The organism is Piscinibacterium candidicorallinum, from assembly GCF_047549485.1.
Taxonomy (GTDB): domain Bacteria; phylum Pseudomonadota; class Gammaproteobacteria; order Burkholderiales; family Burkholderiaceae_C; genus Piscinibacterium; species Piscinibacterium candidicorallinum.
Genome location: NZ_CP180191.1, coordinates 3,084,264 through 3,100,293, shown reverse-complemented (window position 1 = coordinate 3,100,293; position 16,030 = coordinate 3,084,264). Strand labels below are relative to the sequence as shown.

The following is a 16,030-nucleotide window of genomic DNA, read 5'->3' as shown; positions in this document are numbered from 1 at the left end:
ATGTCGGGCTTTGCATCACGCTTCGCTGCTGGGGCTTCGCCCACGCGACGCGGCGCGTGCGCAGCCCTCATGGCGATGGCGCAGCGGAACCGACGCTGCCGCGCTGCCCAAGGCGCTGGAGAGTGTGCGCACTTTTCTGGAAAAGCAGGCCTGATCAGGGTCCGCACATGAACGCCATGCTCTGGTTCATCAAGCTGCCTCTGCGCACCATCGCGCGGGCGCTCGCCGTCGGCGTGGCCGCCGTCGCACTGGCTGGCTGCACCGTGATCGCCATTGTGGACACCGCCGCGAGCGTGGCCGTGAAGGGCGTCGGGCTGGCGGCGGACGCAGCCATCGGCACCGCGCGCATCGCAGGCAAGGCCGTGGGCGCCGCTGCCGATGCAGTGATCCCGGACAAGTCCAAAGCGGGAGCTGCATCTGCAGGCGCAGGCGCGGCCGCTGCGGCGACCCCCGGTGCCCCGGCAGCGTCCTCGGTCCCGAGCCCGGCAGCGACGCCTGCCCCGACGGCTGCGTCCACTCCAGTTGCGGTTCCCGTGCCGGTGCCCAGCCCCGTGCCTGCACCCTCGCCTACGCTGCCCGCTGATCCGAAGCCGGATACTCAACCAAAGAAATAAAAATCGGCCACGATTAAGTGAAATGAAAAAGCCCGTGAGATTGGCTTTAGAACAGCGAAAAGCTGCATTTCGTAACTTCGAAAAAGTTTAAATTCGGCCAAAGAATGACGATTGTGATCCGCCGTGCAACACAGGAAGATGCGGAGCACTTCGTCCGCATCAACGCAGCGCATGCGGTCTACGCAAACCTGCTGCAGGTTCCGCATCCGGGCGTGGATCGCTGGAAGAAGCGCCTGGCGGAGGACACGGAAGACAAGCTCGTGCTGCTGGCCGAGCTGGATGGCGAGGTGGTGGGCCACGCCGGCGTGTTCTGCGACGGCGGCCGCGTGCGGCAGCGCCACACCTGGCGCATGGGCATCGGCATTGCCGAGCATGCCTGGGGCAAGGGCGTGGGCACGGCGCTGATGACCGAACTCATGAAGTACGCAGACGACTGGGCCCAGGCGCTTCGCGTGGAGCTGCACGTGTTCACGGACAACACGCGCGCCATTGCGCTGTATCGCAAGTTCGGTTTCGAGATCGAAGGCACCTTGCGCGGTGATTCCTTCCGCGACGGCCAGTACGTCAGCAGCCACCTGATGGCGCGCCTGCATCCGCGCCTGGTGGCAGAACTGGCCCGCAACGCGTAAGGCTGAGGGTGTCCGGGCTCCCGCAATCCCGGGAGCTTTTCCCAAGAATCGGCACCCCGGTCACGCCGCATGCGGTCGGCTGGGCTACCATCTGCAACCCGTGCACCTGTTCGGCCGGCCGCTGAGCCGCCACGCTGCACAAGCCCAAGAATCCGACCGTCGGCGAATGCACGCCGGCCCGCCCTGGAGCCTGTCATGGTTGATCTGAACATGCCCTACAACAAGGATGTGGACGCCCGCGGCCTGTCCTGCCCGCTGCCCATACTGCGCGCCAAGCGTGCCCTGGCTGATCTCGAAACCGGTGATGTCCTGCGCGTGCAGGCCACCGATCCCGGCAGCGAGCGCGACTTCACCGCGTTTGCCAAGCAGACCGGCAACGAGCTGGTGGCCCATGGCAAGCATGAGAACGTGTTCTATTACTTCCTGCGCCGCCGTACCTGAGCGGACTAACGCAAGGAAAGAAGGGCCGGCATTTGCCGGCCCTTTTGCTTTGCCGCGGATTGCATGCGCGACGTCTCGCGGTGTCAGGTCGCCGGTCCGCGAATCTGTCGCATTGCAAACTGCCCGCGTTCGGCAACCGGCGCAGAGCTATCGGCGGCAAAGGCTTCCGCTAGTGGCAAAGCCAAGTGACCAAAAGTCGGTACTTCCCGAATGAGCGCTTCAGCTGCCACTTTTCGCACAAGCGCAGACCGGTCTACGGCAGCAGACTTCAGCGTAGCCATACGCTCAGGTTTGGCGGCAAGAGGTCTGCTGCCGATCACGGCCTCAAGCCTGCCTTCGCAATATCTAACGTCAGTCCATACCCACCTTCGGCGTTCGACCCATGTGGCTTGACCAACAAGGAGCGCCCGATAAGCCCGAGCGCGGACCGCTGGTTGGACGCTGCTGGTCGCAATGGCTGGAAGGTGAGTGTCGAGAGCGTCTGTCCGCAAGGCTTCGCGCAAGGCCAGAGCCATAGGACCACTTGATGCAGCAGACAGACGCTCCACGAAAGCCGCTTTGATATTGGGGTCCGCGAGAATGCCTGCGATGAAATGCTTGTCATCGTCGCTGATGCGCCCCCAGTCCCCCCACTGCACCATCATTGTCAGGATGGCATCAACTGCGACCGCCGGGCTGGATCTACATAGCAGCCGGCTGACGGCGAAATTCGCAGCAGCTCTGACCTGCGGCACCCAATCGTTCAGCCGACGCAAGACGAGGGCTAGCAAGAAGGCGCTTTCAGCCGGTTCACGCAAGCTGTGCAGCGCAGCCTCGCGACGGAACCCGCTCCAGTGGCAAAGGTCCACCCAGCACGGCTCCCACTCCAACTGGGCTGTAGGTTGGCCGCGCCCGATGAACGGAAAATACGTGCGCCGAGTGCGCTTGGCAGACTCGCCGTGTGCGTGGACGAGCATCTCCAGTTCGCTCCGAACAACTCGCTCCCAAAACACTAAGCGCCTGGGTGCCAGTGATTCGAAGGCCTGCTTCTCTTCGGCGTTTAGCGTGGCCACATACCTTGCCTGGCATTCGCCACGCACCGCTTGTCGAACGACTTTCCTGAGGCCCTCTTGAAGCCGTTGACACGACGTGCCGGTGTTCTTGTGCAACGGGTGTGTCCTTAGCGTCCTAGCCAATGACGGCTAGCCCAGCCGCGCCAACTGGGCCCGCAGTTTCTCCAGGGTCGCGCCAAAGTCCGCCAGACGGCCGCGCTCCTGGGCCACCACGGCCTCAGGTGCACGCGCGACGAAACTCTCGTTGGAGAGCTTGGCATTGGCCTTGGCTACTTCGCCCTCGATGCGTGCAATCTCCTTGCCCAGGCGGGCACGCTCGGCGTCCACGTCGATCTCGATCTTCAGCAGCAACTGCGCATCGCCCACCACCGCCACCGGTGCGCCGATCTTGGGCAGCGCGGCAACGCGCTCGAAGCTGGCCAGCTTGCCCAGCGCAGACAGGTAAGGCGCAAAGCCATCGAGCGATTCCGGCCCGGTGGCCAGCAGCGGCACGCGCTCGGCGGGGGAGACGTTCATCTCGCCGCGCAGATTGCGCACGGCATCGATCAGGCCCTTGAGTTCGCCCATCCAGCGGTCGGCCGCGGGGTCAATCTTGTCCATCTGGGCGCGCGGGTAGGGTTGCGTGGCGCAGTAGGCGGTTTCACCGTCCTTGCGCTTGGCGGCCACCACGCTCACGCGCTGCCAGAGTTCCTCCGTGATGAACGGCGCAATCGGGTGCAGCAGGCGCAGCACGGCCTCAAGCACGCGCACGAGCGTGCGGCGCGTGGCGCGTTGCTGGGCCTCGCTGCCGCGCTGGATCTGAACCTTGGCCAGTTCCACGTACCAGTCGCAGTACTGGTCCCAGACGAAGCTGTAGATCGTGTTGGCCACGAGATCCAGGCGGTACTCCTCGAAGCCCTTGGCCACGGCGGCCTCGACGCGCTGCAGCTCGTTGACGATCCACTTGTCCGCCAGCGAGAAGTCCTGATAGTTCTTGTCGCAGTGGCCAGGCGGTGCATTGAAGCCGCAGTCATGCCCTTCGGTGTTCATGAGCACGAAGCGCGTGGCGTTCCACAGCTTGTTGCAGAAGTTGCGGTAGCCCTCGCAGCGCTTGGTGTCGAAGTTCACGTTCATGCCCAGCGACGCGTAGCTGGCCATGGTGAAGCGCAGCGCGTCCGCACCGTAGGCGGGCATGCCTTCCGGAAACTCCTTCTTCACTCGGGCAGTCACCTTGGGCGCCGTCTCGGGCCGGCGCAGGCCGGTGGTGGACTTCTTCGTGAGGGTCTCCAGATCGACGCCCTGGATCAGGTCCACCGGGTCGATCACATTGCCCTCGGACTTGCTCATCTTCTTGCCTTCGGCATCGCGCACCGTGCCGTGGATGTACACCGTCTTGAAGGGGATCTTGCCGGTGAAGTAGGTCGTCATCATGATCATCCGGGCGACCCAGAAGAAGATGATCTCGCTGCCCGTCACGAGGACGGATGAGGGCAGATAGCGCGCCAGCAGCTCGGTGTTCTGCGGCCAGCCCAGCGTGGAGAAGGGCACCAGGGCCGACGAATACCAGGTGTCGAGCACATCAGGGTCGCGGCGCAGCGTGGCATTCGGACCGGCCTTGGCCTGCGCCTCCGTCTCATTGCGCGCCACGTACACATTGCCGGCCTCGTCGTACCAGGCCGGAATCTGGTGGCCCCACCAGAGCTGGCGCGACAGGGTCCAGTCCTGGATGTTGTTCAGCCAGTGGCGGTAGGTGGCGATCCAGTGTTCGGGCACGAATTCGATGCTGCCGTTGTTCACGACTTCCAGCGCCTTGTCGGCAATCGACTGACCCGGCTGGAAGGGGTGGCTGGCTGGCGCCGCCTTGGACAGGGCCATGAACCACTGGTCGGTGAGCATCGGCTCGATCACGGTGCCGGTGCGGTCCGAGCGCGGCACCTTGAGCTTGTGCTTTTTGGTCTCGATCAGCAGGCCCTGCGCCTCTAGGTCGGCCACCACCTGCTTGCGCGCGGCAAAGCGTTCCAGACCCTGGTAGGCCTTGGGTGCATGTTCGTTGATGTTTGCATCCAGGGTCAGGATGCTGATCATTGGCAGGCCGTGGCGCTGGCCCACGGCGTAGTCATTGAAGTCATGGGCTGGCGTGACCTTCACCACGCCTGTGCCGAATTCGCGATCCACATAGGCGTCGGCGATGATCGGGATGGTGCGATCGCACAGCGGCAGTTGCACCTGCTTGCCGATCAGGTGCTTGTAGCGCTCGTCTTCCGGGTGAACCATCACGGCCACGTCGCCGAGCATGGTTTCCGGCCGGGTGGTGGCCACGGTCAGGCCGCGCAGATCGCCCTGCGGGCCGTCGGCAAATGGGTAGAGGATGTGCCAGAGATGGCCGTCCTCTTCCTCGCTGACGACCTCCAGATCGGACACGGCGGTCTTGAGCTTGGGCTCCCAGTTGACCAACCGCTTGCCGCGATAGATCAGGCCGTCTTCATACAGGCGCACAAAGGTCTCGGTCACTACGGCCGAGAGCTTGTCGTCCATGGTGAAGTACTCCAGGCCCCAATCGACGCTCGCGCCGAGGCGGCGCATCTGCTGCGTGATGGTGCCGCCGGAGTACTGCTTCCACTCCCAGGTCTTCTCAAGGAACTTCTCGCGGCCGAGATCATGGCGCTTGATGCCCTGCTGCTCGAGCTGGCGCTCCACCACGATCTGCGTGGCGATGCCGGCGTGATCCACCCCCGGCAGCCAGAGGGCGTTGTGCCCCAGCATGCGGTGGTAGCGCGTCATGGCGTCCATGATGGTCTGGTTGAAGCCATGACCCATGTGCAGCGTACCGGTGACGTTGGGCGGCGGCAGCTGGATCGCGAAGGAAGGCACGTCGGCCTGCGCACCTGCGGTGAAGACGCCGGCCTCTTCCCAGACGGGCGACCAGCGGGCCTCGATGGCGGCTGGGTCGAAGGCTTTGGCGAGTTCTTGCGCGAGGATGGCGGACATGATCAGGAGCTGAGCGGATGGGGTCGAAGCGGAGGCGTCTCTGTGCGCGACCGCTTCAGGAGCCGTGTCGCACAGACGCAAGGCATCGATTGTAGGAGGCTGCTCGGCCCGCAGCCGCGACGGTGGCGCGGGATGGGCTAGAACAGATCCGGCTGCTTGAGCGCGCGGGCGACTTCTTCGTCCACGGCGCGCCGGATCGCCTCGCGCAGGCTTTCGTGGACCACGACCTTGAACTCGCCGCGGGTGCTGGCCACCACGTGATCGACGATCTCGGCCACCCGTTCGCGCAGCGCACCGTGCAGAAGTTGCTCCACGCGTGGCGCAAGGGCGCTCAGGATACTGTCACGCAGGCGCGCTTCGAGTGCATCAATTGCTGCTTCGTCCAGCGCAGGGACGACCGGCGCGGCGACAGCCACGGTGATCGGTGCGATCGGCGCAGGCACCGCAGCAGGCTGCGGTGTCTCGGCGGGCAGCATCGCAGGCTCAGCAGCGGGCGGCAGTGCGGCGACGCTGGCGGCACTGGGCTGCTGGAACGGCGTCGGGGCGGGCGGCGGCGGCAGACTAACCGCCGCCGCGGGAGCGGAAATGATCGTCGGGGTGGCGAGGTCCGCGCTACTGCGCATCGCGGGTGCTGCGGCAAGCAGGAATGCAGGCAGCTCCAGCGCCTCCGGCATGCCGAAGGCGCGGCTCGCGGGCGCTGCGGCGGGCTCGGACGGCGGCGAAGTCAGCTCGGTGGCGGGCTCGGGCGCGGCCGCGACTTCGGGTGCCGCGGGCCCCGATGCTGCCACGACTGCAGGCAGCGGCTCGGGCAGCGGCTCAGGCACTGCGCTGGGAGCCAGCGCTGGAAGCGGCGGCATCGGCACAGCGGTCGGCTCGATCTGCGTGGGACGGGCGGGGCTGAACAGGAACGCCGGCGCATGTTCCAGCGGACTGGCGCTTGCAGAGGGCTGGCTGCCCGCGTTCAGCCCGGCCAACAAAGCCATCGGATCCGCGATCAGGCTCGGCGGCTCGTCCGTCGGCACGGGTGCGGCTTCCAAACCAGGCGCGGGCGAGCCGGCAGGCTGCAGTGGCAATGCGTCAGGCGGCTCAGACGCTGCGACGGCAGCCATCGTTTCCACGGTGTCTGGCGTTGGCTGCGCCTGTGGCAGGGCGGCCGACGCTTCCGGCTGCGCAGTTGCCGGCGCGGGTACTTCTGCCTGTGCTGGCGGGAGAGTCGGTTCGAGCCGCTGATCCACTTGGGGTGGAGCTTCGGGCACTTGATCTGCGGGCTTCGCGACATCCGCAGCGTCGGGCAGCTTGAAGTCCAAGGCTTCGGCCAGCTTGCGGGCAGCAAGTGCTTCGACCTCCGCAGCCAGCGGGCCGGAGGGTTGCTCAGGCGAGACGGTATCGGCGAAGTCCGGCAGTTCCAGCGAGATGTCCGCGATCGGACCGGCGCGCTGGCGTTGGGCTTCGTCCGTGAGCTCGATGATCTCGGTCAGGACGGGGATCGAGTTGTCGTTCGGTGTGCTCATCGACCCTGGGCGCTCAGGCGCCGGCAACGTGATGCTGCAAAGGGTAACCCTGATCCCGATAGAACTTGAAACGCTGCCGCCCGGCCTGTGCGTCTTCGGCCTCAGTGCCTACCAGCTCGATCAGGCGCTCGTGGCTGGCATAAGCCGGCGGATGACCGATGTCGAGATTGATGAGCAGGCGATGGTGCTGCCCGGGCGCCTCGCTGCCCGTGAGCAGCGCGACGGCCAGATCGGGGTCAGCTTCGTGCGCGTACTGATGCGGCAAAAAGTCAAGCTGCGAGAAGGTCCAGAGCTGCCGGTCGAGTTCCGCCAGCGCTTGGGCATCGCTGCTATAGACGAGTGCTTTCTGGCCGGCCGCCTGCACCTTGCGCAGCAGGCGGCAGCAATAGGCGAGCTTGTCCGGCAGACCCGTATGGAAGTCGATCCGGGTCATGCCGGTGTGCCTTGAGTGAGCGTGATCAGGCCTGACCTAGCAGGTAGTGCGTCAGCAGGCTGACCGGGCGGCCCGTGGCGCCCTTGGCAGCACCGCTCTTCCATGCCGTGCCCGCGATATCCAGGTGAGCCCAGGGCAGATCTTCAGCGTAGCGGGCGAGGAAGCAGGCCGCCGTGATGGCGCCGCCAGGGCGGCCACCAATATTGGCCATGTCTGCGAAGTTGCTCTTGAGCATGTCCTGGTAGTCATCGTCCAGCGGCATGCGCCACGCGGTGTCGCCGGTGGCGTGGCCTGCGGCCAGCAGATCGGCGGCGAGCTTTTCGTCCTTGGTGAACAGGCCGGTATGCACATGGCCGAGTGCGATCACGCAGGCGCCGGTCAGGGTGGCGATATCCACGACGCTGGCCGGCTTGAAACGCTTGGCGTAGGTCAGGGCGTCGTTCAGGATCAGGCGGCCTTCGGCGTCCGTGTTCAGGATCTCGATGGTCTGGCCGCTCATGCTGGTGACGATGTCACCGGGCTTGTTGGCGCGGCCGCTGGGCATGTTCTCGCAGGCCGGAATCAGACCGACGAGGTTGATCTTCGGCTTGATCTGGGCGATGGCGCGGAAGGTACCGATCACGCTGGCGGCACCGCACATGTCGAACTTCATCTCGTCCATGCCCTCGCCTGGCTTGATGGAGATGCCGCCGGAATCGAAGGTGATGCCCTTGCCCACCAGCACATGGGGCGCGGCCTTGCCGGCACCGGTGTACTTGAGCACGATGAACTTGGGCGCTTCGTCGCTGCCCTTGGCCACCGACAGGAAGCTGCCCATCTTCAGGGCTTCGCACTGCTTCTTGTCCAGCACCTCCACGCCCAGCTTGTAGGTCTTGGCGAGCTTCTTGGCTTCATTGGCCAGATAGGTCGGTGTGCAGATGTTGCCGGGCAGATTGCCCAGGGTGCGGGTGAGGTTGATGCCCTCGCCCAGAGCCTCGCCGGTCGCGGCGGCGGCCAGCGCCGTCTTGGCCTGCGAGGATTCGACCACCAGTGAGACCGTCGCCAGCGCCACCGCGGGGTCCTTCTTGCTCTTGGTGATATCGAAGCGGTAGCTCGCTTCCACCGCAGCAGTGGCAGCGATGCGCGCCTTGCCCGCCAGGTCCAGGCCCTTGGCCTTGGCATCCATCAGGCCGAAAGCCACGCTCTTGGCAGAGGTGCCGGTCACGACTCCAAATGCCGCCTTGGCGGCCTGGGTGAAGGACTTGGCGTCCAGCTTGTCTGCATTGCCCAGGCCCACGACGAACACCCGCGTGCCATCCGCACCCGTGAGGTGGGTAACGCGGCCCGAGCCAGCTGCGGCATCGGCAACAAGCGAGGCAGCCACGGTGCCACGCTTGATCAGGGCCTGTGCTTCGGCGCTGGCCACGGTCTTTCCGTCGCTGCCCTGGAACACACCGACGACCACGGCATCCGTGGCGAACTTGGCGCTGGCAGCAGCGGGGGCGAGAGAGACCTGCGTGATAAATTTCATTGGCGTTTCCGAGGGAAAGTCGTTCAAAGCTCGCGTTGGCAGCGCTCAAGCCGCCGACGCATGATCCCGGGTTTGCGGCCCGGGTGTGTTCTGGACAAGCCTTGGATTATTGAAGGCCCGCTCAGCTACGTCAAAACGGACCGGGCCCCTCGCCCGCTCTGGCGCAGGCCGGCGTGGGCCCCCGACCGGGCCAGAGAACTCTTCCAGACTGCCCGCCCTACAGGCCCCGACCACGCCACCACGCGCCCACGCCCACACCGGATGCTCTACCACCGCGCCTTCACTGCTGAGCTACGCACCCTGGCGCTGGGCGTCTTCGCCACCTTGTTCATTATCACCACGACGATGGCGCTGATCCGCGTGCTGGGTCAGGCCGCCAGCGGCCGTCTGGATCCGCAGAGCGTGTTCCTGATTCTCGGGTTCACCTTGTTGAACTATTTGCCGATGATGCTCAATCTCTCCGTCTTCGTGGCGGTGCTGATGGTGCTCACGCGCATGTACCGCGACAGCGAGATGGTGGTGTGGACCGCCTCGGGCGTGTCGCTATGGAACTGGGTACGGCCGGTCCTGCGCTTCGTGCTGCCGGTGGCGCTGCTGTCGCTGTTTGTCGGCATGATCGTCTCGCCCTGGGCGAATCAGCAGATCGCCGTGTATCGAGACGCCTTCCAGAAGCGCGACGATGTATCGCGCATGGCCGCCGGGCAGTTTCGTGAGTCCGCCAACGGCCAGCGGGTGTTCTACGTGCAGTCGATCGACGAACAGAGCAATCAGGTGCGCAACGTGTTCATCCGGCTGACCGAGCCGGGCCGTACCGGTCTGGTGGTGGCCAGTCGCGGGCGCATCGAGATCCGCGACGGCGTCCGATTCCTGATCCTGGATGAGGGGCGCCGCTATGACCTCAGCTCGGGGCAGGCAGATGCGCGCCTGATGGAGTTCGGGCGTTACACGATCCGGCTGGATGATCGCCCGCTGCAGCTGGCTGACCTCAACACACCGAAGCTGACGGGGACCTGGGCGCTGCTTTCCAAGACCGAGGCGCCCTACCGCGGGGAGCTCTTCTGGCGGCTGTCGCTGCCGCTGGTGGGGGTGCTGTTGGCGCTGCTTGCGCTGCCGCTGTCGTATTTCAATCCGCGCTCCGGGCGGGCGACACCCTTCATCATTGCGCTGCTGGTGTTTGCGACCTATGTGAACCTCACCACGCTGATCCAGTCCCGCGTGGCGTCCGGCAAGACCGATCTGCTGCCGGGCATGCTCGTGCTGCACGGCACGGTGCTCGTAGCGGCGCTGGTCTTTACTGCGCTGCGCGATCAGCCCAAGGGCCGCGGCCTCGTCGCCTGGCTGCGCGAGCTACTGGCCGGGCGCCGCAGTGCGGGGGGCGCGCCATGAGGCTGCGCGCGCCTCCGGTGGCGCTGCTCTATCTGGCCCGCAACATGGCCCACATGACGGCGCTGACGCTGCTGGCCTTCGTCACCCTGTTCCTGTTCTTCGGGATCCTGGACGAGATCGACAAGGTCGGCCGCGGCACCTACACGCTGACCAAGATGCTGACCTGGGCGGCGCTGCAAGTGCCCGCCAACATTGCCGAGCTAGCGCCCGTGGCAGCGCTGATTGGCGGCATCGTGGCGCTGGCCCAGCTGGCCAGCGGCAGCGAGATCACGATCCTGCGCGCTGCCGGCTTGTCCACGCGGCGCCTGGCGGTGTGGATCGTGCTGATCGCACTGCCGTTTGCCGCAGTGGTGTGGATCGTGTCCGATGTAGTTACGCCCTGGTCTGTGCAACGGGCGGAGACGCTGCGCCTGTCTGCCTTGCAGGTGGCGGCAGGGCAGGAGCTGGCCAGCGGGCGGTGGCTCAAGGACAACACCGGGCTTGCGCCGGGATTCACACGCTATGCCAACGCCGGACGCCTTGCTCCGGACGGGCGGGTGGAGCGTGTCAGCCTCTATGAGTTCGATGCCGAGCGCCGGCTGACGCGCGTGATCACGGCGCAGCGTGGCGAAGTCGCCCCCGGCGGCTGGATGCTGCATGGCGTGCAGGAGGTTCGCTTTGCCCGGGCGCTCGGGCCCTTGGGTGAGTCCGTCTCGACGCAGGCGGGCACCATGGACTCCTGGATGTGGAACACCGCGGTGTCGCCCAAGGTGTTCGGCTCGATTTCACGAACAGCCGAAGAAATGAGCCTGATCGAACTGGGGCGGACGATCCGCTTCCTGGCCGAGAACCAGCAGCGCACCACGGCGCTGGAGCAGGCCTTCTATCAGAAGCTGTTCGTGCCGCTGTCCGTCATCGTCATGTTGCTGCTCGCGCTGCCCTTTGCCTTCCTGCAGTCGCGTGCCGGGGGCGTGAGCGCAAAGATGTTCGTCGGCATTCTGCTGGGCGTGCTGTTTCACACCCTGAACAGACTCTTCTCCCATCTGGGCAACCTCAACACCTGGCCGCCCCTGTTCACCGCGGTGGCGCCCTTGCTGGTGGGCCTGGCCTTGGCCGCAGCCCTGCTGTGGTGGGTGCAGCGCACGCGTTGAGTGCCGCCTGCTCGATGCCCGACTGCTTTGGTCGGTCAATCGTTTCGGTTGCAGCAGGGATCAAGACAAACCCCTGTCCTTGCCATGCAACAGCCCCATTGTCTACCGCACGGTAGTGACGATTAGAGGGCGTTTCGCTGGACGGAACGAATTGGCTTCACTATGCTTCCTTTGCTTTGAGTTTGAGTCAGCGCTGCGGTAACGCACCTGGCTTGAATTCGAGGAGGAGGAGAGGCAGCTCTGCTGCCCTTTTGAAGCGCATCCCCAGGGATGCGCTTTTTTTTGCCTGCGCGACTGCCTGGGCCGCGCGGTTCTGAAGTAAGCATTTCGCACGCGCTGCGCCTGCCAGCGCTGCGGGCTTGCTACCCTGCGAGGTTTGAGCGCTCAAACTCCGCCCGGCGTCCGGGCCGCCCGCAGCGCAGCCCCAACTCCGTAGCCCCTGCCATGAACCTGCTGCAGATGCGCGCCGTGCGAGAGATCGTCCGGCAGAAGTTCTCCCTGACCCGTGCCGCCGACATGCTGATGGCCTCGCAGCCCGGCGTGTCCAAGTCGATCGCTGAGTTCGAGCAGGAGCTGGGCTTTGCCGTCTTCCAGCGCCACGGCAAGCGCCTGACCGGCCTGACCGGCCCGGGTGGCGAGGTCATCAAGGTGGTGGATCGCATCCTGAACGAGGTAGAGAACCTCAAACGGGTGGGCCACGAGTACGCCAACGAGGACAGTGGTCGCCTGGTGATCGCCACCACGCACACGCAGGCGCGCTATTTCCTGCCGAAGGTGCTGGCCGAATTCCGCACCCGCTACCCCAAGGTGCAGCTGTCCTTGCTGCAGGGCACGCCGCGCCAGATTGGCGACTGGGTCACGCACGGCCAGGCCGATATCGGCGTGGCCACCGAGGCGCTCACCTTGTTCGACAACCTGGTGACGCTGCCCTGCTATAGCTGGCAGCACGTCGTGCTGGCGCCCGCCGGGCACGCGCTGCTCAAGCACGCCAAGGATCTGGAACTCAAGCACATCGCGCGGCACCCGATCGTGACCTACGAAAGCCAGTTCACCGGCCGGGGACGGATCGACATGGCCTTCGGCGGGCAGAACATCAAGCCGCACATCGTGCTGGAAGCCATCGACGCCGATGTCATCAAGACCTACGTACAGATGGGCCTGGGCGTGGGCATCATCGCCGAGATGGCCTATGAGCCAGACCGCGACCAGCCGCTGCAGGCCATCCCGGCCGGGCATCTGTTCGGCACCCACACCTCCCGCCTGGCGGTGCGTCGCGGCGTGTTCATGCGCGACTTCACGGTCGAGGCAGTGCGCCTGATGGCGCCCAAGGTGGACCGCGAACAGCTCATGGGGCTGGTGGGCGCCAAGGATTGAGGCTTCTCAAGGACTGAGTTTCCAAAGGCCGGCGGCGGCCCCTCGGCCGATGCCGCCTGCTGCGCGAGACAGTAAATGTCATCCGGCGTGAGATGCGCGACCGAATCTGGCGCTGAAAATCCCTGAAGATCCGCATGTCCTATGCGGAAAAGGGTCGATTGATCTATTCAATTAAGTGTTGAAAATAGCGCTACTCGAGCGCTACTTATCAACGAAGTATTGAAAATAGACTTCAGCGACGCTCGGGGAACGCCAAGCCGCAAGCTGCGACAAAAGCCCTGATCGCCGCACGTTGCCCTGAGGCTTCGGCGGGTGCCATCCGCGCCACGTCCGCCCCGCGCAGGCGCAGCACGTGCTGCAGGCCGCGCAGCGTCCGATAGCCTTCGCGCGCAGCGTCCGCCATCTCAGGCGGCACCAGTCCGTGCGCGCCCAGCCGCCCGGCCAGTGCCAGCGTGCCGACGTTGTCCAGCAGATCCGCATGGCGGCTGGCGTGGGCCAGCACCATCGCCTGCACGGCAAATTCCATGTCCACCAGGCCGCCGGGGTCGTGCTTCAAGTCGAAGTCCGGCGTCTTGTTCGGGTGGCCGTCGAGCACGCGCACGCGCATGGCGCTCACTTCGCGGCCGACCTCCTTGGGATTGCGCGGCGCGGCCAGCGTGCGGCTGCGCCAATCCTCGAACCATGCGCCCAGCGCGGTGTCGCCCGTGACGAAGCGCGCGCGCGTGAGCGCCTGCTTTTCCCAGAGCGCCGAGGTCTCGTGGTAGCGCTCGAATGCACTGCGCGGTGTGACCAGCAGACCGGCCGCGCCGTCCGGCCGAAGCCGCAGGTCCACCTCGAACAGCCGGCCGGACGTGGTCGCCAGGCTCAGCCAGCTTTGCAGGCGCTGCGCCCAGCGCGTAAGGCGCTCGACATCGTCGGGCGCGTCCTCGCTGATCAGCACCAGATCCAGATCGCTGGCATAGCCCATTTCCTTGGCGCCCAGCCGTCCGTAACCCAGCACGGCAAGCGCCGGGCGCGGGCCGTCGATCTTCAGCGCGCGCCACGCGCAATCGACGGCGCGGGCGAGCAGCCGGTCGGCCAGCAGCGAAAGCTCATCCGAGATGGCTTCCACCGGTGTCGATCCCTGCAGATCGAGCGCGAGGATGCGCAGCACCTGGGCATGGTGGGCGTCGCGCAGCACATTCATGTGCCGCTCGGTGTCGAGCTCGCCTGCCAGTTGCGCATCCAGTTCGGCATCGAATGCGGCCCAGTCGATGCCGCGCGAGCCGATGCGTGGATCGATCAATTCATCGAGCAGAATGGGGTGCCGCGTGAGGTAATCCGCCGCGAAGGGGCTGGCCTGCACCAGGCGCGCGACGCGATCCATCACCGGCGGGTGCGCGGAGAGCAGATCCAGATAGGTGCGCCGCTTCATGATGGTCTGTGCCAGCCGCGCGGCGCGGGTGAAGGCCTCGTTGCCGGTCTCGTCCTGCGCAAACCGGTTATCAAAGGCCGACAGCACGGCCTCCAGCTTGCGCTGGGTGGTTTCGCTCTCGCGGTTGGCCGCGGCAAGCCATGTGAGGATGCGTGAGGGTGTCTCGCCGGTGCGGGTGCCGAGCTGCGTGCTGCGCGCGGCCAGGGGCGGCGGCAGGATCAGATCGAAGAGCTGCGCCACGCGGCTGCGGATCTCGCTCAAGGCTTCGTCGAAGCCCGCCAGTGTCTCGAATCCCATCATGGTCGCGAGTTCGCTGCGCTGTGCGTCGTCCGGCGGAATGGCATGGGTCTGCTGGTCCGCCACGTATTGCACGGCATGCTCGATGCGCCGCAGCAGCACATAGGCGCGGTCGAGGAATGCAGCGTGCTCGGCTTCCAGCCGCCCGGCGCTGGCCAGGCGAGTGAGCAGGGTGCGCGTGGCGGGCACGCGCAGCCAGGGGTTGCGTCCGCCATGCGTGATGGCCAGGCCTTGGGCGATGAATTCGATCTCGCGGATGCCGCCGCGGCCCAGCTTCACGTCCGCGTCGCCAAATGCCGCCGTGGCGCGCGACTTGAGCTGTGCGGCGCGGCGCTGCTCGCCAATACGTGCCGCCAGATCGCGCAGGCCGTCGATGGTGGTGTAGTCCGTGTAGCGGCGGAACACGAAGGCCTGGCGCATCTCGTCCAGACGCTGGCACGCCGCAGAAAAGGCCTGGGCCGACATACGGACCGGCGCATTCACCACCCGCGCCTTCAACCAGGCGCAGCGCTCCCAGAAGCGCCCGTGCGCCATGAAGTAGTGCTCCAGTGCATCGAGCGTGATCACGCGCGGGCCGACATCGCCGAAGGGTCGCAGGCGGGTGTCGACACGGAACACGAAATCTCGGCTGACCTCGGTGCGCAGCAGCGTCGCCAGTCGGTCTGCCACGTGAGCGTGAAACTCCAGCGCATCGTGGTCTGCATTCGCCCCTCCGTTGGCAGGGATGGCGAGCACCAGATCAATGTCCGAGGACACATTCAGCTCGCCGGCGCCCAGCTTGCCCATGCCGATCACCAGCAGATCGACCGGCTGGCCTTCGGCGTCGCTTGGTTGGCCCATGCGGCGCTCGGTCTCGGCCACCAGCGCAGGCAGCAACGCGTCGATCGCCAGGGCAGCAAAGCAGGTCATTGCCGCCTCGATCTCGGCCAGCGGCGCGTCGTGCGCGAGATCCCGCCAAGCCAGGCTGCCGATCAGCCAACGCCGCAGCCCGCGCAGCTCGCGCGCCAGCGCGGCGGCGTCGTGCTGTTCATGCGTGGGCAGCGCCTGAACATGCTGCCGCCAAACCAGCGTAATCCGGTCCGGCGTGATCGGCTGCTCGGCATTGGTGCGCTCGGCGGCATCAAGCCGGCGCGCAGGGCCGCTCCATTGGGCAACGCGATCATTCATCAAGGGGTGTGCAGGCAGGGAAGGGAGATGTGGCGAGGGAGAGGTCGGAGACTGCGTTTCAAGCATACAAATCGTTACGGAGCGTTCGGAGTTGCCGCCGATTCG

At 65.9% G+C, this 16,030-nt stretch carries 12 protein-coding genes; 6 read left to right on the top strand and 6 right to left on the bottom strand.

Annotated features, from left to right (window positions below; genetic code table 11):
- Window positions 1–167: 167 nt before the first annotated feature.
- From ACMDW7_RS14005 to ACMDW7_RS13995, 3 genes are all read left to right on the top strand, one after another.
- Window positions 168–614, top strand: coding sequence for a hypothetical protein (locus ACMDW7_RS14005; RefSeq protein WP_377303350.1), 447 nt, complete (start codon window positions 168–170; stop codon window positions 612–614).
- Window positions 615–718: 104 nt separating this feature from the next.
- Window positions 719–1,243: a GNAT family N-acetyltransferase gene (locus ACMDW7_RS14000; protein WP_377303352.1), complete on the top strand. Its 525-nt coding sequence runs from the start codon at window positions 719–721 to the stop codon at window positions 1,241–1,243.
- 210 nt (window positions 1,244–1,453) lie between these two features.
- On the top strand, window positions 1,454–1,684 hold the full coding sequence (locus ACMDW7_RS13995; protein WP_054125117.1) for a sulfurtransferase TusA family protein: 231 nt from the start codon (window positions 1,454–1,456) through the stop codon (window positions 1,682–1,684).
- 83 nt (window positions 1,685–1,767) lie between these two features.
- Here the strand turns inward: ACMDW7_RS13995 and ACMDW7_RS13990 are convergent, their stop codons facing one another.
- From ACMDW7_RS13990 to ACMDW7_RS13970, 5 genes are all read right to left on the bottom strand, one after another.
- Window positions 1,768–2,832, bottom strand: coding sequence for a hypothetical protein (locus tag ACMDW7_RS13990; RefSeq protein ID WP_377303354.1), 1,065 nt, complete (start codon window positions 2,830–2,832; stop codon window positions 1,768–1,770).
- A gap of 33 nt (window positions 2,833–2,865) precedes the next feature.
- On the bottom strand, window positions 2,866–5,703 hold the full coding sequence (locus tag ACMDW7_RS13985; RefSeq protein WP_377303355.1) for a valine--tRNA ligase: 2,838 nt from the start codon (window positions 5,701–5,703) through the stop codon (window positions 2,866–2,868).
- A 137-nt stretch (window positions 5,704–5,840) separates the two neighbouring features.
- On the bottom strand, window positions 5,841–7,214 hold the full coding sequence (locus tag ACMDW7_RS13980) for a hypothetical protein (protein ID WP_377303357.1): 1,374 nt from the start codon (window positions 7,212–7,214) through the stop codon (window positions 5,841–5,843).
- A gap of 13 nt (window positions 7,215–7,227) precedes the next feature.
- Window positions 7,228–7,647: a DNA polymerase III subunit chi gene (locus tag ACMDW7_RS13975; RefSeq protein WP_377303358.1), complete on the bottom strand. Its 420-nt coding sequence runs from the start codon at window positions 7,645–7,647 to the stop codon at window positions 7,228–7,230.
- Window positions 7,648–7,672: 25 nt separating this feature from the next.
- Entirely contained in the window at window positions 7,673–9,157 is a 1,485-nt protein-coding gene (locus tag ACMDW7_RS13970) for a leucyl aminopeptidase (RefSeq protein ID WP_377303360.1), read from the bottom strand.
- Between the two features lie 261 nt (window positions 9,158–9,418).
- Between ACMDW7_RS13970 and lptF the strand changes: the two genes are divergently transcribed.
- From lptF to ACMDW7_RS13955, 3 genes are all read left to right on the top strand, one after another.
- Window positions 9,419–10,543 (top strand): LPS export ABC transporter permease LptF, encoded by a 1,125-nt coding sequence (gene lptF, locus ACMDW7_RS13965; RefSeq protein ID WP_377303362.1) that lies wholly within the window; start codon window positions 9,419–9,421, stop codon window positions 10,541–10,543.
- A complete protein-coding gene (lptG, locus tag ACMDW7_RS13960) occupies window positions 10,540–11,673 on the top strand; it encodes an LPS export ABC transporter permease LptG (protein ID WP_377303364.1) in 1,134 nt (377 codons plus the stop codon). The genes lptF and lptG overlap by 4 nt, the downstream gene beginning before the upstream one ends.
- A gap of 444 nt (window positions 11,674–12,117) precedes the next feature.
- Entirely contained in the window at window positions 12,118–13,047 is a 930-nt protein-coding gene (locus ACMDW7_RS13955; RefSeq protein WP_054124894.1) for a CysB family HTH-type transcriptional regulator, read from the top strand.
- A 232-nt stretch (window positions 13,048–13,279) separates the two neighbouring features.
- Here ACMDW7_RS13955 and ACMDW7_RS13950 read toward each other — a convergent pair whose 3' ends face one another.
- A complete protein-coding gene (locus ACMDW7_RS13950; RefSeq protein ID WP_377303366.1) occupies window positions 13,280–15,925 on the bottom strand; it encodes a bifunctional glutamine synthetase adenylyltransferase/deadenyltransferase in 2,646 nt (881 codons plus the stop codon).
- Between the last annotated feature and the right edge of the window lie 105 nt (window positions 15,926–16,030).